At 71.2% G+C, this 20,915-nt stretch carries 20 protein-coding genes; 15 read left to right on the top strand and 5 right to left on the bottom strand.

Annotated elements, in window-relative coordinates:
* Positions 1-30 precede the first annotated feature (30 nt).
* Together LL946_RS14830 and LL946_RS14835 are read left to right on the top strand one after the other, a co-directional pair.
* On the top strand, positions 31-255 hold the full coding sequence (locus tag LL946_RS14830; RefSeq protein ID WP_404381951.1) for a DUF3046 domain-containing protein: 225 nt from the start codon (positions 31-33) through the stop codon (positions 253-255).
* Between the two features lie 3 nt (positions 256-258).
* Entirely contained in the window at positions 259-1,266 is a 1,008-nt protein-coding gene (locus LL946_RS14835; RefSeq protein WP_404381953.1) for an NAD(P)H-dependent flavin oxidoreductase, read from the top strand.
* A 33-nt stretch (positions 1,267-1,299) separates the two neighbouring features.
* Here the strand turns inward: LL946_RS14835 and LL946_RS14840 are convergent, their stop codons facing one another.
* Positions 1,300-2,199 carry an RNase H family protein gene (locus LL946_RS14840; RefSeq protein ID WP_404381955.1) on the bottom strand — a complete coding sequence of 300 codons (900 nt, stop codon included), beginning with the start codon at positions 2,197-2,199 and terminating at the stop codon, positions 1,300-1,302.
* Positions 2,200-2,234: 35 nt separating this feature from the next.
* Here LL946_RS14840 and LL946_RS14845 point away from each other — a divergent pair, with 35 nt between their 5' ends.
* The 3 genes from LL946_RS14845 to LL946_RS14855 all read left to right on the top strand — a co-directional run bounded on the left by LL946_RS14845 (position 2,235) and on the right by LL946_RS14855 (position 4,799).
* The gene (locus LL946_RS14845) at positions 2,235-2,693 is read left to right on the top strand and encodes a GNAT family N-acetyltransferase (RefSeq protein ID WP_404381957.1); all 459 of its coding nucleotides are present in this window, start codon (positions 2,235-2,237) and stop codon (positions 2,691-2,693) included.
* A 238-nt stretch (positions 2,694-2,931) separates the two neighbouring features.
* Entirely contained in the window at positions 2,932-3,987 is a 1,056-nt protein-coding gene (gene recA, locus LL946_RS14850) for a recombinase RecA (RefSeq protein WP_404381959.1), read from the top strand.
* A gap of 161 nt (positions 3,988-4,148) precedes the next feature.
* Positions 4,149-4,799: a regulatory protein RecX gene (locus LL946_RS14855; protein WP_404381963.1), complete on the top strand. Its 651-nt coding sequence runs from the start codon at positions 4,149-4,151 to the stop codon at positions 4,797-4,799.
* A gap of 78 nt (positions 4,800-4,877) precedes the next feature.
* Here LL946_RS14855 and LL946_RS14860 read toward each other — a convergent pair whose 3' ends face one another.
* A complete protein-coding gene (locus tag LL946_RS14860) occupies positions 4,878-5,507 on the bottom strand; it encodes a YceI family protein (RefSeq protein ID WP_404381965.1) in 630 nt (209 codons plus the stop codon).
* A 174-nt stretch (positions 5,508-5,681) separates the two neighbouring features.
* On the opposite strand from LL946_RS14860, the gene LL946_RS14865 reads away from it, so the two are divergent.
* The 3 genes from LL946_RS14865 (at position 5,682) to miaB (ending at position 9,078) form a co-directional block, all read left to right on the top strand.
* A complete protein-coding gene (locus tag LL946_RS14865) occupies positions 5,682-6,653 on the top strand; it encodes a homocysteine S-methyltransferase family protein (protein WP_404381967.1) in 972 nt (323 codons plus the stop codon).
* A gap of 74 nt (positions 6,654-6,727) precedes the next feature.
* Positions 6,728-7,540, top strand: a complete 813-nt coding sequence (locus LL946_RS14870) for a YoaK family protein (RefSeq protein ID WP_404381969.1) — start codon at positions 6,728-6,730, stop codon at positions 7,538-7,540.
* A gap of 20 nt (positions 7,541-7,560) precedes the next feature.
* Positions 7,561-9,078 carry a tRNA (N6-isopentenyl adenosine(37)-C2)-methylthiotransferase MiaB gene (gene miaB, locus LL946_RS14875; RefSeq protein WP_404381971.1) on the top strand — a complete coding sequence of 506 codons (1,518 nt, stop codon included), beginning with the start codon at positions 7,561-7,563 and terminating at the stop codon, positions 9,076-9,078.
* 110 nt (positions 9,079-9,188) lie between these two features.
* On the opposite strand, the gene LL946_RS14880 is transcribed toward miaB, so the two are convergent.
* Positions 9,189-9,425 (bottom strand): antitoxin, encoded by a 237-nt coding sequence (locus LL946_RS14880; RefSeq protein WP_404381973.1) that lies wholly within the window; start codon positions 9,423-9,425, stop codon positions 9,189-9,191.
* Positions 9,426-9,534: 109 nt separating this feature from the next.
* On the opposite strand from LL946_RS14880, the gene def reads away from it, so the two are divergent.
* The 4 genes from def to ggt all read left to right on the top strand — a co-directional run bounded on the left by def (position 9,535) and on the right by ggt (position 13,927).
* On the top strand, positions 9,535-10,194 hold the full coding sequence (gene def, locus LL946_RS14885) for a peptide deformylase (RefSeq protein ID WP_404381975.1): 660 nt from the start codon (positions 9,535-9,537) through the stop codon (positions 10,192-10,194).
* Positions 10,184-11,125 carry a tRNA (adenosine(37)-N6)-dimethylallyltransferase MiaA gene (miaA, locus tag LL946_RS14890; RefSeq protein ID WP_404381977.1) on the top strand — a complete coding sequence of 314 codons (942 nt, stop codon included), beginning with the start codon at positions 10,184-10,186 and terminating at the stop codon, positions 11,123-11,125. The genes def and miaA overlap by 11 nt, the downstream gene beginning before the upstream one ends.
* Positions 11,118-12,002 carry a diaminopimelate epimerase gene (gene dapF, locus LL946_RS14895; RefSeq protein WP_404381979.1) on the top strand — a complete coding sequence of 295 codons (885 nt, stop codon included), beginning with the start codon at positions 11,118-11,120 and terminating at the stop codon, positions 12,000-12,002. Before miaA ends, dapF begins: the two co-directional genes overlap by 8 nt.
* A gap of 92 nt (positions 12,003-12,094) precedes the next feature.
* Complete coding sequence (ggt, locus tag LL946_RS14900; RefSeq protein WP_404381981.1) at positions 12,095-13,927, top strand: gamma-glutamyltransferase; 1,833 nt, start codon at positions 12,095-12,097, stop codon at positions 13,925-13,927.
* Positions 13,928-13,968: 41 nt separating this feature from the next.
* Here ggt and LL946_RS14905 read toward each other — a convergent pair whose 3' ends face one another.
* Complete coding sequence (locus LL946_RS14905; protein WP_404381983.1) at positions 13,969-14,592, bottom strand: class I SAM-dependent methyltransferase; 624 nt, start codon at positions 14,590-14,592, stop codon at positions 13,969-13,971.
* A 21-nt stretch (positions 14,593-14,613) separates the two neighbouring features.
* Here LL946_RS14905 and hflX point away from each other — a divergent pair, with 21 nt between their 5' ends.
* Positions 14,614-16,095, top strand: coding sequence for a GTPase HflX (hflX, locus tag LL946_RS14910; protein WP_404381985.1), 1,482 nt, complete (start codon positions 14,614-14,616; stop codon positions 16,093-16,095).
* Positions 16,096-16,132: 37 nt separating this feature from the next.
* Positions 16,133-17,194, top strand: coding sequence for a GNAT family N-acetyltransferase (locus LL946_RS14915; protein WP_404381987.1), 1,062 nt, complete (start codon positions 16,133-16,135; stop codon positions 17,192-17,194).
* Positions 17,195-17,395: 201 nt separating this feature from the next.
* On the opposite strand, the gene LL946_RS14920 is transcribed toward LL946_RS14915, so the two are convergent.
* The gene (locus LL946_RS14920; protein WP_404381989.1) at positions 17,396-19,990 is read right to left on the bottom strand and encodes a DEAD/DEAH box helicase; all 2,595 of its coding nucleotides are present in this window, start codon (positions 19,988-19,990) and stop codon (positions 17,396-17,398) included.
* Positions 19,991-20,124: 134 nt separating this feature from the next.
* Between LL946_RS14920 and LL946_RS14925 the strand changes: the two genes are divergently transcribed.
* Positions 20,125-20,868 (top strand): hypothetical protein, encoded by a 744-nt coding sequence (locus tag LL946_RS14925; RefSeq protein ID WP_404381991.1) that lies wholly within the window; start codon positions 20,125-20,127, stop codon positions 20,866-20,868.
* The last annotated feature ends 47 nt before the right edge of the window (positions 20,869-20,915 follow it).

Consider the following 20,915-nt stretch of genomic DNA (forward strand, 5'->3'; position numbering starts at 1 on the left):
TTGACGGGACGGTGTGACACACTCGCGGCCATGCGGATCAGCCATTTCTGGACGCTGATGAACGACGAGTTCGGCGAGACCTACGCACCGACCCTGGCGCGAGACCACGTCCTCGGAGTCCTCGGCGGTCGCAGTGTCGCCCAGGCGCTCGAGGACGGCATGCACCCCCGGCTCGTGTGGCTCGCCCTGTGCGACGACATGGACGTCCCGCCGGAGCGCCGGCTCGGCCGGGTCGACGCCCCGCGGCGCGGCTGAGCGGTGACCCTCCTCGACCGGCGGCTCGTCCTCGCGCCCATGGCCGGAGGTCCCAGCACGGTCGAGCTCGCGGCGGCGGTCACGGCGGCCGGAGGCTTCGGCTTCCTCGCCGGCGCCTACCTCGCCCCGGACCGGCTCCGCGACGACATCGTGCTGCTGCGCGCCGCGGTCGGCGGTGCCCCCTTCGGTGTCAACCTCTTCGCGCCCTCGCCCTACGAGCCGGGCAGCGCGGCGCGTGTCCTCGAGTACGCCACCCGGCTCCAGCCCCTGGCCGACAAGGCTGGCGTCTCGCTCGGTGAGGCGATCCACGACGACGACTCCTTCGACGCCAAGATCGAGGTCGTCCTCGCCGAGCGTCCGCCCGTCGTCTCCTTCGCCTTCGCGTGGCCGCCGGCCGACGTGGTCGACCGCCTCCGCGCTGCCGGCATCGAGGTGTGGGTCACCGTCAACGACCCCGGCGAGACCGCCTGGGCCGAGGAGCTCGGGGTGGACGCCGTCGTGGCACAGGGCTGGGAGGCCGGAGGGCACCGTGGGGGTCCTGTCGACACCGGCCACCACCAGGCGCCGACCCGGATGCTGCTCCAGGGCATCAGCCGCCTCACCTCGCTTCCGGTCATCGCCGCCGGCGGGGTAGGCGACGGTGCGCACGTGGCCGCCCTTCTGTCAGCCGGTGCCCACGCGGTCGCCTGCGGCACCGCGTTCCTGAGGGCCCACGAGGCCGGCACCGCCGAGGTGCACCGCCACGAGCTCTCGAGGCGGTCGGACACGGTCGTGACGCGGGCCTTCACCGGGCGCAGCGCACGAGCGCTCGTGACGTCGTGGACGGAGGTGTTCACCGAGGTCGCTCCCGCGGCCTACCCGCAGGTGCACCACCTCACGGCTCCGCTGCGCCGCCACGGCCGGGCCACCGGCCAGCCGGACCTCGTGCACCTGTGGGCGGGCACCGGCCACCGCAGCGCCCGCGAGGCCCCCGCGGCCGAGATCGTCGGCGACCTGCTCTCGCACGCCTGAGCGCGGCCCGAGCCGCGCGAGGGCGCGGTGGAGTCAGGCCGTCTCCGGGGTGCCCTGGTGGTGGAGCTGCTGCCAGTGGCCCTTGTCCCTGACCCAGAGCGACGAGCGCAGGGTCGACCCCGAGTCCGTCACCGAGCGCCAGGTGAGGAGCATCGCGTCCGGGCCGACCGGCATACAGGCCAGGACGTCGAGGGACGCCTCCTCGTCGAGAGGACCGATCTCGTCGAGGATCTCCTCGCGGGACCACAGCCGGCCCGACCGGCCGACCTCGGTCCACTGCGGATGGAGCAGCGCGGCGACCGCGGCCGGGTCGCTGCGGACCTCGTCGGTCAACAGGGAGCGTTCGAGGGCGATGACGTGCTCGGCCTCGGAGGCGGGGGAGGACTCCGCCGCGAGCTGCGAGAAGAGGTCCGGCTCCACCGCGGCGGCAGATGGCTTCGGAGCGGGTCGCTCGGGGGCGGGCGTGCCGCGGCCGGCCCACCCGGGACCGGGGTCCGGGGCACTGCCCTTCTGGTATGCCGTCGCGGCACCGTTGGCGAGCCGGTCCGCCGCCTCGTTGAGCACGTGGCCCGAGTGCCCCTTGACCCACTCGAAGCGGACGCGGCGCCCGGCCATCGCCGCGTCGAGCGCCTGCATGATCTCGACGTTGAGCACGGGCTTGCCGTCACCCTTGCGCCAGCCCTTGCGCTTCCAGCCGGGCATCCACTGGGTGACCGAGTTGATGACGTACTTGCTGTCGCAGTGGATGACGAGGTCCTCGTCGGAGCTCGCGGTCTGCTGGAGCAGGTCGAGGACGGCGGTGAGCTCGCCCTGGTTGTTCGTGCCGTGGGGCCATCCGCCCGCGGCCCAGTGGTCGTCGTCGACGTACCAGGCCCAGCCTGCCGGTCCGGGGTTGCCGAGGGCCGAGCCGTCCGCTGCCGCAATGATCGTCACGGCGCAGGAGTCTGCCAGTTGCCTAGGGTGGGCTCGTGGACCAGCCGCAGCCCGACCTCCGCGTCCAGCGCTTCGCCGACCTCGATCCGGTTGTCGCATACCGGTTGTGGGCGTTGCGCTCGGAGGTGTTCGTCGTCGAGCAGGCGGCTGCCTACCTCGACCTCGACGGGCGCGACGCCGAGCCCGGGACGTGGCACGTGTGGTGCGCCGACGCTGACGGCTCGCCCGTGGCGACCCTGCGGGTGCTCGCCGACGGCGGTGAGTGGCGGGTCGGTCGGGTGGCCACGGACGTGGCCCACCGGGGGCGTGGCCTCGCCGGCGCGATGATGCGGGAGGTGCTGTCTCGCTGGGGGAGCGAACCCGTCGTCCTCGACGCGCAGGTGTACCTGCAGCAGTGGTATGCCGGCTTCGGCTTCGTCGTGACCGGTGACCCCTACGAGGACGAGGACGGCATCCCACACGTCCCGATGCGACGCGAGGGCTCGCCCGGCTGAGGGTGCGCGAAAAGGCTGCGGCGTGTCGCCGTGTCGATCGCCGTGTCGAACACGTGTTCGTCTACTGTTGTCCACAGGTCGCCGCACCCGCAGCACTCGTCCACAGCCTCTTCGGCAGCTGCAGACGGCTGTCGGTGCGACGACCTAGCGTCTGACCCGAGATCGCGACGAGACCGACCGCGGACACGGGTCGCCGGCGGGCGCGCACATCGAACGACACAGGAAGAGCAGGTGCGACATGGCTGCAGCAGCCGTCACGAACGACCGCGCGAAGTCGCTGGGAGTGGTCCTCGGACAGATCGAGAAGCAGCACGGCAAGGGTGCGGTCATGCGCCTCGGCGACGACGTGCGTCCGCCCATCGAGGTCATCCCCACGGGGTCGATCGCCCTCGACGTCGCGCTCGGCATCGGCGGGCTGCCCCGCGGCCGGGTCGTCGAGATCTACGGCCCCGAGAGCTCGGGCAAGACGACGGTCGCCCTCCACGCGGTGGCCAACGCGCAGCGGGCCGGTGGCATCGCGGCGTTCATCGACGCCGAGCACGCCCTCGACCCGGAGTACGCCGCGAAGCTCGGTGTCGACACCGACAACCTGCTCGTGTCCCAGCCCGACACCGGTGAGCAGGCGCTCGAGATCGCCGACATGCTCATCCGCTCCGGCGCCCTCGACATCATCGTCATCGACTCCGTCGCCGCCCTCGTGCCGCGCGCCGAGATCGAGGGCGAGATGGGTGACAGCCACGTCGGTCTCCAGGCCCGTCTCATGAGCCAGGCGCTCCGCAAGATCACCGGTGCCCTCAACAACACGGGCACGACCGCGATCTTCATCAACCAGCTCCGCGAGAAGATCGGCGTGATGTTCGGCTCGCCCGAGACCACGACCGGTGGCAAGGCCCTGAAGTTCTACGCGTCGGTGCGCCTCGACGTGCGCCGGATCGAGACCCTCAAGGACGGCACCGACCCGGTCGGCAACCGCACCCGCGTCAAGGTCGTCAAGAACAAGGTCTCGCCGCCGTTCAAGCAGGCCGAGTTCGACATCCTCTACGGCCACGGCATCTCCCGCGAGGGCGGGCTCATCGACATGGGTGTCGACCAGGGCTTCGTCCGCAAGGCCGGCGCCTGGTACACGTACGAGGGCGACCAGCTCGGTCAGGGCAAGGAGAACGCCCGCAACTTCCTCAAGGACAACCCCGACCTCGCCGACGAGATCGAGAAGAAGATCAAGGAGAAGCTCGGTATCGGGCCGCAGGTCGACAAGCCCCTCGAGGCCGTGCCCGACGTCCCGGTCGACTTCTGAGCCGGCTTCCGATCCTCGACCCGAGTTCCCGGATGCCGTTCGCGGACTCTTCGTCCCCGCCGCCCGAGTGGGCGGCGGGGACGACGCCGTTCACCGACCAGGGGGACACTGCGACACCGTCTCCCGACCAGCCGGCGGGGGCGGCCCCATCTCCGGACCCGGTGACTGGGGCGGCCACCTCTCCCGACGAGCTTCGGGCGGCTCTCGACCGGCACGTCGCGTCGGCGTCGTCGGCGCGACCGACGGCGCGCCGCTCACGCCGTGGGGCAGGCCTGTCGGCCGCCTCCGCGCCCCCTCCGCCGGACGACGCGGCCGAGGGGGTCGAGCCGGACGCGCACGACGTCGCGCGCCAGATCGTCCTGCGGCAGCTGACGAACTCACCCAAGTCGCGCGCCCAGCTCGAGCAGGCGCTCGCCCGCAAGGGGTGTGACCCGGCGGTCGCGGCCTCGGTGCTCGACCGCATGGAGGAGGTCGGCCTCGTCGACGACGAGGCCTATGCCGGCATGCTCGTCCGGTCGCAGCAGGTGGGGCGTGGTCTGGCCCGCCGGGCCCTCGCCAAGACACTGCGCCAGAAGGGCGTGAGCGACGAGGTCGCCGAGTCAGTCCTCGACGACGAGGTCGACCCGGCCGACGAGGAGGAGCGCGCGCGAGAGCTCGTCGACAAGCGGCTTCGGCGGCTGCACGGTCTCGACCCCGTGGTGCAGACCCGGCGGCTCGCCGGGATGCTCGCCCGCAAGGGCTACCCGTCGGAGGTGTCCATGAGGGTCATCCGCGAGGCCGTGGCCTCCGCCGAGGAGCACCGGCGCGACTGAGCGTTTGACGCCCCCAGGGGCACGCGAGAGGGGCGAGGACCGGTCGGTCCTCGCCCCTCTCGACGGACGGTGTGTCGGTCAGGCGACGGCCGGGACCTGGGCGATCGCCGAGATGTCGAACTCGAGCTTGACCTTCTCGCTCACGAGCACGCCACCGGTCTCGAGGGCGGCGTTGAAGCTGAGGTCCCACTCGGTGCGGTCGATGGTCGTGTCGCCCTCGAAGCCAATGCGGGTGTTGCCGTACGGGTCCTTGGCCGAGCCGGTCTCCTCGAAGTCGATGGTGACCGGCTTGGTGACGGCGTTGATCGTGAGGTCACCGGTGATGGACCACTGCGAGCCCTGACGCGTGACGTCGGTCGACACGAAGGTGATCGTCGGGTAGTTCTCGACGTCGAAGAAGTCCGCGGTCTTGAGGTGACCGTCGCGCTGCTCGTTGCCCGTGGTGACGGAGGCGGCCTGGATCGTGACCTCGACCTTGGACGCGGCCGGGTTGGCGGTGTCGACGTGGGCAGTGCCCTCGAACTCCTCGAAACTGCCGCGGACCTTGGTGACCATCGCGTGGCGGGCCGAGAAGCCGAGACGCGAGTGGCTCGGGTCGAGGACGTAGTCGCCGGCGATGTCGGAGACGAAGGTGCTGGCGGGCTGAGCGGCCGCAGCGACGGGCTGGGCGGCGGGGACGGACGACTTGGAGCGGTTGAACAGACCCATGAGAGGTTCCTTCGTGGAGGGGTAGTTGTACTTTCAATAAAGACGATGACACGGATAAGTTGTTGTGTCAAGTATTGATCTGGCCAGTCGGGCGCCATCCGGACGGGCTCTGGTGCGCGACCCCCTCCGGTCGCCACGCTGGGGGCTCCGGACCGACAGGAAGTCGAGGCCTTCATGAGTCATGGAACGGTGTCGATGGGCGAACCCCAGCGAGCCGGCGGCGGCCCGAGCTGGGTGACCGACGGAGGGCTGGAGACCGACCTGATCTTCCATCGCGGCGTCGACCTGCCGCACTTCGCCGCCTACCCGCTGCTCGACACCCCCGAGGGCCGTGCCCTGCTCACGGACTACTACACGGCCTACGCCGAGGTGGCGCGCCGCGCCGGAGCCGGACTCCTGCTCGAGACGCCGACCTGGCGGGCGAACCCCGACTGGGTCGCCACCGTCGGTGGTCCTGCCGACGACGTGCGTCGGGTCAACCTCGAGAGCGTCGTCTTCCTCGCCGCGCTGGGGGAGTCCCTGGTCGCGGCGGGAGTGCTCCGCACCGACTCCGACGACCAGTACGGCGGCTTCCGGGTCTGCGGGGTGGTGGGCCCACGAGGGGACGGCTACGTGCCCGGCGAGAAGATCTCCGCCGACGAGTTTGCCACCTACCACTCGAGCCAGGTGGCGGCCTTCGCCGACAGCGGGGCCGCAAGGGTCACGGCATACACGCTCACGACGGTCTCCGAGGCGGTGGGCGTGGTGCAGGCGGCCCGTGCCCACGACGTGGACGTCTCCGTGTCGTTCACGGTCGAGACCGACGGCCGACTCCCCGACGGGACGCCGCTCGGCGAGGCGGTCGCCTCGCTGTGGGACCAGGCGGCGCCGGACGGCTTCCTCGTCAACTGTGCGCACCCGAGCCACGTCGCCCGGGCGCTCGACGACGACGTCTGGACCGACCGCGTCACGGGCCTGCGGGTCAACGCGTCCCGGCAGTCGCACGCCGAGCTCGACGCTGCGGAGGAGCTCGACGAGGGCGACATCGCCGACCTCGTGCGTGAGCACGACCTGCTCGCAGCCCGACTCCCGAACGTCGACGTCGTCGGTGGCTGCTGCGGCACTGACGCCCGACACGTGGGCGCCCTGTGGGGCGTGGCGGTGTGACGGTCGGCGGCCTGTCCGCGGGGCGAGGCCGGGGAACCGCGGAGACGTCGCGACCAGCCGCGTAGCGTCGACGCGTGAGCGGAACGCGTCCTGACCCCGACGAAGGTCGGCTGAACACCACCGCCGCGCGGGTCGGGCGCCTGGCGGGTGCGGATCGCACCGTCCGCCGCAACCAGTGGCTCGCGGCGGTCCTGGCCCTGGTCGCCGGTGTGCTGAACTCCGTGGGGTTCGTCGCGGTCTCGGTCTACACCTCGCACATGACCGGCATCACCGCCCTCATCGCCGACCACCTCGTCCTCGGATCGCTCGGTCTGGTCCTCGTCGGCGTGGAGGCCCTCACGGCCTTCGTCCTCGGCGCCATGACCTGCGCCGTCGTCTTCAACTGGGGTCGGCGGCGAGGCCTTCGGAGCCGGTTCGCCAACGTCCTGCTCCTGGAGGCCGCCCTGGTCCTCGCGTTCGGGGGACTGGCCGACCAGCTGACCTGGTCGGGTAGGGAGCACGTCTTCGTCGTCGTGCTCTGCTTCACCATGGGACTGCAGAACGCGACCATCACCAAGGTGTCGAACGCGCAGATCAGGACGACCCACGTCACGGGGATGGTCACCGACATCGGCATCGAGCTCGGCAAGCTCGGATACCGCAACCGCCTCACCGGCCAGCCGCCGGTGCAGGCCGACCTCGGCCGGCTCGGCATGCTCTCGGGACTCGTGGCCCTCTTCTTCCTCGGGGGAGTACTCGGGGCGGCCGGCTACCTCGCACTCGGGTTCCGGATCCTTCTCGCCCCCGCCCTGGCGCTGTTCGCAGTGGCCATCCCACCCGTGGCCGCCGATCTCCTCCGGCGTGGGCAGCCGTCGCAGCCGGACCACAGCGGGAGGTGGTCGCGATGAGACGTACCCTTGTGCGTGCCATGAGTGACCTGAAGACCTACGACGTGCGCACGCACGGCTGCCAGATGAACGTCCACGACTCCGAGCGCCTCGCAGGCTTGCTCGAGACCGCCGGGTACGTCGACCTGGCCAGCGTGCCCGCGCACGACCGTCCCGCCACCGCCGACGTCGTCGTGTTCAACACGTGCGCCGTGCGCGAGAACGCCGACAACAAGCTCTACGGCAACCTCGGTCAGCTGCGCCCCGCCAAGACGCTCAACCCCGACATGCAGATCGCCGTCGGCGGCTGCATGGCTCAGAAGGACCGCGCGACCATCGTCCAGCGGGCGCCGTGGGTCGACGTCGTCTTCGGCACCCACAACATCGGCAGCCTGCCAGCGCTGCTGGACCGTGCCCGCCACAACAAGCGTGCCGAGGTCGAGATCCTCGAGTCGCTCGAGACCTTCCCCTCGACGCTCCCCACGAGGCGCGACTCCGCGTACGCCGCGTGGGTCTCGATCTCGGTCGGGTGCAACAACACCTGCACGTTCTGCATCGTCCCGAGCCTGCGCGGCAAGGAGACCGACCGCCGACCCGGCGAGATCCTCGCCGAGATCCAGGCGCTCGTCGACCAGGGCGTCGTCGAGATCACCCTGCTCGGGCAGAACGTCAACACCTACGGCGTCGAGTTCGGCGACCGCCTCGCCTTCGGCAAGCTGCTGCGCGCCTGCGGCGAGATCGAGGGGCTCGAGCGGGTTCGGTTCACCAGCCCGCACCCGGCGGCGTTCACCGATGACGTCATCACGGCGATGGCGCAGACGCCCAACGTCATGCCCAGCCTGCACATGCCGCTGCAGTCGGGCTCGGACAAGGTGCTCAAGGACATGCGCCGCTCCTACCGCAGCGCGAAGTTCCTCGGCATCATCGACCGCGTCCGCGAGCAGATCCCCGACGCGGCGATCACGACCGACATCATCGTGGGCTTCCCCGGCGAGACCGAGGAGGACTTCGCCGAGACGCTCCGCGTCGTCGAGCAGTCGCGGTTCTCGAGCGCCTTCACCTTCCAGTACTCCATCCGCCCGGGCACGCCCGCGGCGACGATGGAGGACCAGGTCCCCAAGCCCGTCGTCCAGGAGCGCTTCGAGCGCCTCGTCGCCCTGCAGGACGAGCTGTCCTGGGCCGAGAACCGCGCGATCGAGGGGCGTACCGTCGAGGTGCTCGTCGCACCGTTGGAGGGGCGCAAGGACACCGAAACGGCCCGCATGAGCGGCCGCGCCAGGGACAACCGTCTCGTCCACTTCTCCGTCCCCGACGGTGGCGAGCGTCCCCGTCCCGGTGACGTCGTGAGCGTCGACGTCACGTACGGCGCGCCGCACCACCTCGTCGCCGACGGCGCCCTCCACGGTGGCACCTATGCCGTGCGCCGCACCTCGGGCGGCGACGCCTGGGAGGCGCTGCAGGACGCACCGGTGCCGGGCAAGCCGGGCGTGAGCCTCGGTATGCCGTCGATCGGCAGGCCTGCCGCCGCACCCGTGACTGCCCCGGCCTGCGGGGCCTGACCGGCACGTCTCGCACCGCTCACCGACAACGAGCGCGTCGCAGATCAGCACACCGGAAGGCTCCGATCCCTCAACGGGGATCGGGGCCTTCTCGTGTGTCCGGGGCGGGATCAGGGTTGTTCGGACGTCCCGGCTTCGGGGTTCGTCGCCTCGCCGCGCTCGCCGATGCGCTCGTCGAGGACGTCGCGGCCCTGGTCGACGTGGTCGGCGCCGAGGCCCTTGCTCTCGGCGAAGTCACCCGCCTGGTCGAGACCGCGGTCGCTGTGCTGCTCGATCGCCTCGCTGTGCTCGTCGAGCTTGTCGCTGTGCTCGGCGATGAACTCCTTCGCCTTGTCGAACATGCTCATGGTCGCTCCTCACGTCTCGGGACACGGACAGTTCCACTGTGCCGCACCTCCCTCGCCGCGTGCACCCGGAGGCGTCGGCCATCTCCGTCGATCTGAGAGAATCGGGCCCATGACGATCCGCCCCATCACCATCACCGGCGAGCCGGTGCTCCACCGCCGGGCCGAGCCGGTCGAGGTCATCGACGACGGCATCCGCGAGCTCGTGGCCGACATGTTCGAGACGATGGACGCCGCGCGAGGCGTCGGCCTGGCCGCGCCGCAGGTGGGTGTGGGCCTGCGGATCTTCACCTGGCAGATGGACAACCGCGACGGCATCCCGCCGCGTGGCGTCGTCATCAACCCGTTCGTCTCGGCGAGCAAGCCGGCCGTTGGTGACCCGGATCCGCACGAGGAGTCCGAGGGCTGCCTGTCCGTGCCGGGGGAGTCGTTCCCGCTGCGTCGCGGCGAGTCGGCCACGCTCACCGGCCTCGACCTCGACGGCAACGAGGTCTCCTACACCGCGACCGGGTGGTTCGCCCGGATGTTCCAGCACGAGTACGACCACCTCAACGGCTTCCTCTACGTCGACCGGCTCCAGGGCAAGTGGGCACGCAAGGCCAAGAAGGCCGTGAAGTCGAACGAGTGGGGCAAGCCCGGCCTCACCTGGATGCCGGGTCAGGACCGCGACCCGTTCGGTCACGACGACGTGGACTCCGAGGACACTGACGAGTTCGGCACCGTGCCCGAGGGCGGCCACACCGAGGCGTCCGAGGACGAGCTTGCCCGCTGACGGTCCCAGCGGCGGGCCGCTGGTCGTCGCGGTGGTCGGTCCCACCGCCAGTGGCAAGTCCGATCTCGCCCTGCGCCTCGCGGAGACGGTCGGCGGCGAGGTGGTCGGCGCCGACGCGATGCAGCTCTACCGCGGCATGGACATCGGCACCGCCAAGCTGTCCCTCGCCGAGCGCCGAGGCATCCCGCACCACCAGGTCGACGTCCTCGACGTCACCGACGAGGCGACGATCGCCCGCTACCAGGTCGAGGCCCGGGCCTCGATCGACGACGTCCGTGGCCGCGACCTCCATCCGGTGGTGGCCGGCGGATCGGGTCTCTACGTGCGCGCGGCGGTGGACCACCTCGACATCCCGCCCACGGACCCATCCGTCCGCGCCCGCCTCGAGGATGAGGCCGAACAGCGCGGCGGAGATGCCCTGTATGCCGTCCTCTCCGAACGCGATCCCGTTGCGGCACAGGCGATCGAGCCACGCAACGTGCGCCGGGTCATCCGGGCGCTCGAGGTCATCGAGATCACTGGCCGGCCGTTCAGTGCCTCGATGCCGGAACGCCGTCACCTGCACCCGACGGTGACCGTCGGCCTGCGGCCACCCCGGGCCCTGCTCGACGAGCGCATCGACCTCAGGGTGGCGCAGATGTGGCGCGACGGTCTCGTCGACGAGGTCCGAGGCCTCGTGCCGCGGGGCCTCAGGGAGGGCCGGACCGCGTCGCGAGCGCTGGGCTACGCGCAGGCCCTCGCCGAGATCGACGGCACGATGAGTGAGGCCGAGGCCCAGGCCGAGACCGCGCAGCTCACTCGGCGCTATGCCCGTCGCCAGGAGTCGTGGTTCCGCCCCGACCCGCGCATCACGTGGTTCGACCCGACGGTCGACGGCGCCCTCGACGAGGCGGTGGCCCACGTCGAGCGAGCCATCACGGACAATGGCTGACATGTCTGCCGAGCTGCGCTTCACCAAGGGTCACGGCACCGAGAACGACTTCGTCCTCGTGCCCGACGTCGACGCAGGCCTCGACCTCGATGCAGACCTTGTCCGACGGCTGGCCGACCGGCATGCCGGCGTGGGGGGAGACGGTGTCATCCGCGTCGTGCCGACGGCCGCCGCGGCCGAGGAGTCCGTGCGTGCGATGGCCGACCGTGCGCCGTGGTTCATGGACTACCGCAACGCCAACGGCTCCGTCGCCGAGATGTGCGGCAACGGCACTCGGGTCTTCGCGGCATACCTGCGTCGTCAAGGCCTCGAGACGTCGGGTGAGTTCGAGATCGCCACGCGCGCCGGAATCAAGGGCATCCGCTTCGAGGGCGACCTCATCGCGACCAACATGGGACCGTGGCGCTTCCCCGAGGAGGCGCGGGCCCAGAGCGATGGCTTCGACGCTCTCGTGCACGTCGCCGGCCACACCGAGCCGTGGTCAGCGCTCTCCGTCGACATGGGCAACCCGCACACCGTCGTGGCCCTGCCCGAGGGCGTGGACCTCGACGGCCTCGACCTCCTGCACGCCCCCGAGGTGCGCCCGGTGCCGCCGCACGGCACGAACGTCGAGCTCGTCCGGATCCTGGGGCCCGGGCACATCGCCATGCGCGTGCACGAGCGTGGCGTGGGCGAGACGCGGTCCTGCGGGACCGGCGTGTGTGCCGCGGCCCTGGCGACGAGCTTCTGGGCCGGGGAGCCCGAGCCCACCCGGGACTGGACCGTCGACGTCCCGGGTGGCCGCCTGCGCGTGCGTGCCCTCCCGCGGCACGAGGTCGAGCTGGCCGGGCCGGCGGCACTCGTGGCCGACGGCACGATCGACCTCGCTTCGCTCTGAGGCGACCTCAGCCGGCCACCTACGGGTGACCTTGCGCTGGGCGCCGACCGCTCCGGATGCGGTACTCGTCGGTCACTTCTAGCGTCGAGGGCATGAGAGCTCCCACCACGTTCCTCACCCTCGTCACCGCCGGCGGAGTGGCCGCGGCACTCGCCCTGCCGGCCACCGCTGCACCCGCAGCCCCACCCTTCCGGGGCGGGCCTCCACCTGTCGGTCACGAGCTGCCCAAGGTCCCGGTGATGACCGGTGGCGGCGGAGCCGTCGCCTCGGTCGACCCGATCGCCTCGCAGGTCGGGATCGACATCCTCGAGAAGGGCGGCACGGCCGCCGACGCGGCGGTCGCCACGGCAGCCGCGGTCGCGACGGTCGAGCCGTACTCCTCGGGCATCGGCGGCGGCGGGTTCTTCGTCCACTACGACGCCGAGACCCAGAAGGTCACGACTCTCGATGGGCGCGAGACAGCGCCCGCGACCTTCGACGAGAAGGTCTTCCTCAACCCCGACGGTTCGCAGATGGACTTCAACACGGTCGTGAACTCCGGTCTCTCCGTGGGCACCCCGGGCACCGCGGCGACGTGGGACGAGGCCCTGAGGACCTACGGGACGATGGACCTCAACACCGTGCTCAAGCCCTCCGAGGAGATCGCCCGCAAGGGCTTCGTCGTCGACGCGACCTTCCACCAGGACACGCTCGACAACGCCAAGCGGTTCTCGATGTTCCCCGCGACCGCCGAGATATACCTGCCGGGGGGCGCTCCGGTTCCCGTCGGCGGTGTCCAGCGCAACCCCGACCTCGCCAGGGCCTACCGCGAGCTCCGCACCCACGGCGTCGAGTCGCTGCACGCGGGTCGCATGGGCCAGGACCTCCTCAGGGAGGTCCAGAACCCGACGACCGCGCCCGGCGTCACCGTGCCCAAGGGGCAGCTGACCGCGGCAGACCTCGCGGCCTACGAGGTCAACCACAGGGCGCCGACGCACACGGAGCACCAGGGTGTCGACGTCTACGGAATGGACACCCCGAGCAGCGGAGGCATCGCCGTCTCCGAGATTCTCAACCTGCTCGAGGCGTTCGAGGAGCGCACCGGCAAGACGGTCAAGGACCTCAGCGAGGCCGAGTACCTGCACTGGTTCAGCGAGGCGTCCGCGATGGCCTTCGCCGACCGCAACCGCTACGTCGGTGACGTGCCCGGCGTGCCGACCGCCGAGCTCACCTCGCAGGAGTTCGCCGACGAGCGGTCCTGCCTGTTCAGCGACGACACGGCGCAGAAGAGGCCGGTGCCGTTCGGCTCGCCCGACGGCGACTACGACGAGGAGTGCGCCGCCGCCGGCACCTCGCTCCTGCCCGGGGACGGGCAGTCGACGACCTCGCTCACCGTCACCGACAGGTGGGGTGACGTCGTCACCTACACCCTGACCATCGAGCAGTACGGCGGCTCCGGCATCGTCGTGCCGGGCTGGGGTTTCCTGCTCAACAACGAGCTCACCGACTTCAACTTCGCACCGACGACGCCGGGCGTGCCGGACCCGAACCTGCCCGGTCCCGGCAAGCGGCCACGCAGCTCGATGAGCCCGTCGATCGTGCTCGAGGACGGCAAGCCGTACCTGACCGCCGGCAGTCCGGGCGGCGCCACGATCATCACGACCGTCGCGCAGATCATCGCCGGCGTCGTGGACCGCGGCCTCCCGGTCGGGGACGCGGTCGCCGCGCCGCGGCTCTCGTCGCGCAACGGCACCGAGGAGGCCGAGACGGCCATCTTCGCCACCGCCATCGGCGACGAGCTCCGCGCCAAGGGGCACGTGCTCCGGTCCCGGCCGGTCATCGGCAACGGCACGGCGATCCGCAGCCTGTCACCCTCGCTCTGGACGGCCGCGGCCGAGCCGGTGCGCCGCGGTGGCGGCTCTGCCATGGTCGTCGACCCGCAGTAGCCGACGAGATGGACCCGGGCGGCACCGCCGCCCGGGTCCTCTCACGTCGCCTTGACCTCGAGGACGCGGAAGCCCTTGCTCGTCGCGAACCGGGCGCACGGCATACGGAGGTCCGACTCGATCCAGCGCTGCAGGCTGTCCGAGCCGAGGTTCTTCTGGACGACGAGGTAGGCCGTCCCGTCGGGGGCCAGCCGCCGCAGCCAGGTGCGCAGAAGATCGTGCAGGGCGGCCTTGCCGATGCGGATCGGGGGGTTGGACCAGATGAGGTCGTATGCCGTCCCGTCGTCGACCGCGTCCGGCGTCACCGCGCGCACGTGGTCGAGTCCGAGCGCGGCGGCGTTGCGGCTGGTGAGGTCGACGCTGCGCTCGTTGACGTCGACGCCGGTGACGTCCGCGTGCTCCGACAGCAGGCCCAGGGTCAGCGCGATGGGTCCCCACCCGCAGCCGAGGTCGAGGAAGCGGCCCGAGGGCGGGGGGTCGGGGACCTCGTCGAGGAGGACGGCGGTGCCCTTGTCGAGCCCGCCGGGGCTGAAGATGCCGCCGGCGACCTCGACGGTGACCCGTCGCCCTGCGAGCGTGACGTCGAGGGGGCGGCGTTCGTCCGGGGTGGCCGGATGGGCGGTGAAGTAGTGCTCGCGCGAATCCGTTCGCCCCGAGTCGGTCATAGGTGAGACCCTAGACGGAACATGACAGAACGACACGACATCTTCTCCGACCAGGCCGACGCACTCTCGGGGGACGCCTACGACGACGACGGCTTCGAGTTCGAGGGCGACGACGACGAGTCGCGGCCCTCGGCCCTCTACGACGGCGACCAGCTCGAACGCGAGGAGCGCGCGGCCCTGCGACGCGTCGCCGGCCTCTCGACCGAGCTCGAGGACGTCACCGAGGTCGAGTATCGCCAGCTGCGACTCGAGCGGGTGGTGCTCGCCAGCGTCTGGTCCGAGGGGACCCTCGTCGACGCCGAGAACTCCCTGCGAGAGCTCGCCGCCCTGGCCGAGACCGCGGGAGCCCTCGTGCTCGATGGCCTCATCCAGCGGCGCCAGAAGCCCGACACCGCGACCTACCTCGGCAAGGGCAAGGCCGAGGAGCTGCGCGACGTCGTCATCAACGAGGGCGCCGACACCGTCATCTGCGACACCGAGCTCGCTCCGTCCCAGCGACGCGCCCTCGAGGACGTCGTCAAGGTCAAGGTCATCGACCGGACCGCTCTCATCCTCGACATCTTCGCCCAGCACGCCAAGAGCCGGGAGGGCAAGGCGCAGGTCGAGCTCGCCCAGCTCCAGTACCTCCTGCCGCGGCTTCGTGGATGGGGTGAGTCGATGTCGCGCCAGGCCGGTGGTCAGGCCGCCGGTGGTCAGGGCATGGGCTCGCGCGGTCCGGGTGAGACCAAGATCGAGCTCGACCGTCGCCGCATCAACACCCGCGTCTCCAAGCTCAAGCGCGACATCGCGGGCATGAAGACGCACCGCGACACCAAGCGGGGGAGCCGTCGCGCCAACGGCATCCCGAGCGTCGCGATCGCCGGCTACACCAACGCCGGCAAGTCCTCGATCCTCAACCGGCTCACCGGTGCCGGCGTCCTCGTCCAGAACCAGCTCTTCGCCACCCTCGACCCGACGGTGCGCCGCAGCGAGACGCCGGACGGGCGCGAGTTCACCTTCGCCGACACCGTCGGCTTCGTGCGCCAGCTGCCGCACCAGCTGGTCGAGGCGTTCAGGTCCACGCTCGAGGAGGTGGCCGACTCCGACCTGCTGCTCCACGTCGTCGACGGGTCGCACCCCGACCCGGAGGGCCAGATCTCGGCCGTGCGCGCGGTGCTCGCCGACGTCGGCGCGACCGACGTCAAGGAGATCATCGTCGTCAACAAGGCCGACATCGCCGACCCCGAGGTCGTCGACCGGCTGCTCCGCCAGGAGAAGCACGCCGTGGCCGTCTCGGCGCGCACCGGCGAAGGGCTCGACGCCCTGCGCCAGCTCATCGCCGACGAGCTGCCGAGCCCGGACATCGACGTCGACGTCCTCCTGCCCTACGGCCGGGGCGACCTGCTGAGCCGGATCCACGACGAGGGAGAGATCCTCGCGAGCGAGCACGTCGGCGAGGGGACCCGCGTCACCGCACGCGTCAACCCCGACCTCGCAGCCGAGCTCACGGGCTACCGGGCCTGAGGCGCTTGTTGCGAATCCTTCGCAATAAAATCGTCGTATGCCGTCCCCGCGCGTCGTCGAGACTGCCCACCTGACCCTCCGGCCGCCGACCACGGCGGACCGCGACGCCTGGGTGAGCCTGCACCGGGACCCCCGCACCTACTGGCACGCGCCGCACGCGATGTCACAGACCGACGACGACGCGGTCGCCTTCTTCGAGCGGTCCCGGCAGCACTGGGCCGAGCGAGGGTTCGGCTTCTGGCTGGCCGAGGACCGCGTCACCCGTGACGTCGTCGGCGTCTGCGGCCTCAAGGACATCGAGGGTGCCTTCCTCAACCTCTACTACCGCCTGACCTTCGACCACCTCGGCCGGGGGATGGGCCGCGAGATGGCACGGGCCTCGGCGGCGCACGCGGTCGAGTTCCTTCCCGCGCTGCCGGTCCGAGCCCTCGTCAAGGAGATCAACACGCCGTCGGTGCGCACGGCGCTGGGCTCGGGCTTGGAGCGGGTCGGCACCAGGGCGCTCCACGACGACCTGCCCGACGAGCCGCCGTCCACGGTGTTCGAGGCACCCCTCGCCGACGCGGTCACGACGTTCGACGAGGCGACCCGCGAGCAGGTGCTCGACCTCTGGATGCGCACCAACGACGCCGGCGGAGCCGTCGGCTTCCTCCCCGGAGCCCAGCGAGACATGGTGGACGAGGCGCTCGCACAGCACGAGCACTCGATGGCGGTCGGCAGCACGGTCGCGGTCCTCCTGCGGTCCGCCGCCGACGACCGCGTCCTCGGCCTGTCGTTCCTCGTGCAGGGCAGCAACCCGCTGCTCGACCACACGCGCACCGTCTACCGCTTCATGATCGACCCGGACCGCCGCGGCCAGAACCTCGGGCGGCTCCTCATGGCAGCCACCCACCGGGTCGCCCGCGAGTCCGTCGTCGAGATCCTCACCCTCGGCGTCCGCAGCGGCACGGGCACGTCCGCCTTCTACGAGGCCTGCGGCTACCGCGAGTCCGGCCGCGTCCTCGGCGCCATCCGTGTCGCACCCGGCGACGAGCGCGACGACATCACCATGACCCGCCGCCTCGACGACCGCACCCTCGCCCCTGACGCGCGCAGCTAACTCGCCTGAGCGCGCGGGTCACGCAGCACTGTCGATTCGCCGCAGTCCCATCCGACGCTCGCGCGCTGAGCGCGCTTCGCGTCTCCCGCCAGGCCCAGCCAGCGGCGAATCGGCAGTGCTGCGTTCCCTGGGCCCCCTCGCCCGCGCCTCAGCGGCGGTCGTCGCCGGGCCGCCAGTGCGGTGAGCTCGGCACAACGAGGACTACAGGCGGCGGAGACCGGTGGTCACGAGGACGAGCTCGCCGGCGGCATCGCTGGCGTCGAGGTCGACGACGGCCTCGATGACCCAGTCACGGTCGTCGGCAGGGTCGGCCAGGACCTGGCGCACGCGCCAGATCCGGTGCTCGGTGTCGTCGTCGAGGCCGGGCACGACGTCCAGGGTCGGCTCGACCTGGAGCAGCTCGGGGCCGCGCGCGTCGGCGTCCTTGCCGATCGAGCCGTGTTCGTCCCAGTACGCACCGAGTGCCTCGTCCCACGCTGCGTACGTCATGACCGCGCTGCGGCCGTCCTCCGGGACATCCGCCGCCGCCACTTCCAGCAGGGCCAGGCCGTTGACGTCGTCCTGCTCGGCGAGCTCGACCCGGCGCCACATCGCCTGACGCACCATCGCGCGGAAGGCCCTGTCGTTGGCCGTGATCGGTCGAGGGGGAGGCGGTGCGTCGCCGTGCGCGGCGGCGGCGTTGCGGACCGACTCGGGGTCGGTGAGGGCGGCCCATTCGTCGATGAGGGACGAGTCGGTCTGGCGGATCGTCTCGCCGAGCCAGTCGATGAGCGTGTCCAGCTCCTCGTCGCGGTACGTCTCGGGCACGGTCTGGCGCAGCGTGCGATAGGCGTCGGAGAGGTAGCGCAGCACCACGCCCTCGGACCGGGTGAGGCCGTAGCGACGGATGAGGTCGCCGAAGCTCATCGCCTGCTCCCACATCTCGCGCACGATGCTCTTGGGGTCGAGGGCCTCGTCGGGCAGCCACGGGTGCGTCTGCCGGTAGGTCTCGTAGGCCGGCTCGAGCATCTCGAGGAGCGGGCGCGGCCAGGTGATCTCCTCGACGATCGCGGTGCGCTCGTCGTACTCGACACCCTCGGCCTTGAGCTCGGCGATCCGCTCCCCTCGAGCGGCCCACTGCTGGGCACGCAGCACCGGCCGCGGCGAGTCGAGGACCGCTTCGACGACCGAGACGACGTCGAGGGCATGGGTGGGCGAGTCGGGGTCGAGGAGGTCCAGGGCTGCCAGGGCGAAGTGGGCCAGCGGCTGGTTGAGCGCGAAGTCGGCGGGCAGGTCCACCGTCAGCTCGACCGTGCGACCGTCGGCGGCCGGTTCCGGCAGCCTCACGACGACGCCGGAGTCGAGCAGCGAGCGCCCGAGCCGGATGGCGCGGCGGGCCAGCCGGGCCTGGCCGGCGAGCGTCTCGTGGTTGTCGCGCACGAGCCGGCTCACCGCGGCGACCGGGTCGCCGGGGCGGGCCATGAGAGCGAGGATCATCGAGTTGTCGATCCGCATCTTCGAGGTGAGGGCCTCCGGCTCGCTCGCGACGAGCTTGTCGAAGGTCTGCTCGGTCCAGACGATCGACCCCTCCGGGGCCTTGCGCCGCTGCACCTTGCGCAGCTTCTTGGGGTCGTCGCCGGCCTTGGCGAGGTTGCGCTCGTTCTCGATGACGTGGGGTGGCGCCTGGACGATGACGGAGCCGCTCGTGTCGAACCCCGCGCGACCGGCGCGACCGGCGATCTGGTGGAACTCGCGGGAGCGGAACACGCGGTCGCGCTGCCCGTCGAACTTGGCGAGCCCGGTGAAGAGCACCGTCCGGATGGGCACGTTGATGCCGACGCCGAGGGTGTCCGTGCCGGCGATGACCTTGAGCAGTCCCGCCTGCGCGAGCTGCTCGACGATGCGCCGATAGCGGGGGAGCAGGCCGGCGTGGTGCACGCCGATCCCTCGACGGAGCAGGCCCGACAGGGTCTTGCCGAACCCGGCGGCGAACCGCACCGGCGCGAGCCGCTCCGCGATCGCCACCTTCTCCTCGGGTGTGAGGAGCTTGAGCGTGATGAGGGATGCCGCGTGCTCGGCCGCCAGCTGCTGGGTGGGGTGCACGACGTAGACCGGCGCCTGGTGGGTCGTGACGATCTCCTCGACCATCTCGGCGAGGGGAGTGAGCGACCACGTGAAGGACAGCGGCACGGGACGCTCGGCGGTCGTCACCAGTGCCACGTCGCGACCCGTGCGCGAGCTGAGGTCCTCCGAGATCTGGCTCATGTCACCGAGCGTCGCCGACATGAGGAGGAACTGTGCCTGTGGCAGCTCGAGCAGCGGCACCTGCCACGCCCACCCGCGCTGGCCGTCGGCGTAGTAGTGGAACTCGTCCATGACGACGAGCCCCACGTCGGCCGAGCGGCCCTCTCGCAGAGCGATGTTGGCGAGCACCTCGGCGGTGCAGCAGATGATGGGGGCGTCCGCGTTGACCGCGGCGTCGCCAGTGAGGAGCCCGACGTTCTCGGCGCCGAACACGTCGCAGAGGGCGAAGAACTTCTCGTTGACCAGTGCCTTGATGGGCGCGGTGTAGAAGCTGACCCGGTCGCCGGCCAGCGCCGCGAAGTGGGCGGCGACCCCCACGAGCGACTTGCCCGACCCGGTGGGTGTCGCCAGCACGACGTTGCGGCCCGACACCACCTCGATGACCGCCTCGTCCTGGTGGGGGTACAACGCGATCCCGGACTCCTCCGCCCACGCCGAGAAGACGGCATACAGGGTGTCGGGATCGGTCGTGACGGACGTCAGGGCGCGCTCGGCCAGCGGGTGGGAGGTCATCGTGCTGCATCCTCCCACCTCGCGCACCGGCCGAGGTGCCCGTGAAGTCGGGACGGCTGCCTCTGCCGGGCGGGACGCCGGGCGCGACAGGCTCCGACGCATCACAGCACCCCGACCAGGAAGGACGGTGCGCCATGCGGAACCTCCGCAGCAATCCCGACACGATCCGCCGCTGGACCACCGGTGGCGTCCTCTGCCTCGCGGCAGTGCTCATGATTGGCGCCCTGTTCGTCGACCCGGGCACCTGGGGCGACGACCGTGAGGCGGTCAGCTACCAGGACAACCCCGCGCTGGCCCAGCTCCAGTCCGCGATGTACCACTTCGCCTACCTGCTCATGGCGATCGCCGTGCTCGGGCTGGCCCACTTCACCCGACTGCGTGCCACGCTGGCCGGCCACGTCACCGCGGGCCTGGCGGCGATCGGCTGGATCAACCTCTCGGCGCTGCTCCTCACCGACCCGATCGCGTGGTGGTTCGGGGCGCGTCACCCCGCCGAGGAAGCCGAACGTCTCACCGACGAGATGCTCGAGCTGCCGAACGTCATCTTCGGGTTCATGATCCCCGGGCCGTTCCTCGCCCTCGGTGGGACTGCACTGCTGCTGGTCGTGCTCTGGCGTGCCGGGTTCGTCCACTGGCTGGCGCCGCTGATGTTTGCCGCGTGGTGCGCGGGCAGCTTCGTCGTGCCGTACGGCCCTGCCGCCATCCCGCTGTGGCTCGCCGGTGCCGGTGTGCTCACCTACCTCGGTGTCCGCATCCTGCGGATGGGCGACGACGTGTATGCCGCCTACTACCGGCCGCGGCCGGCGCCGGTCGTCGAGACGGCAGCGCACGCAGAGCCGGCGCTGCCGCCGGAGCAGCAGGTGACCGCCGACGCCTGAGCCTGCACCGACGTCATGCCCCCACCTCGGTCACCCCGCGTGCCAAG

The sequence above is a fragment of the Knoellia locipacati genome (genome assembly GCF_044791685.1).
In the GTDB taxonomy this organism is placed as follows: domain Bacteria; phylum Actinomycetota; class Actinomycetes; order Actinomycetales; family Dermatophilaceae; genus Knoellia; species Knoellia locipacati_A.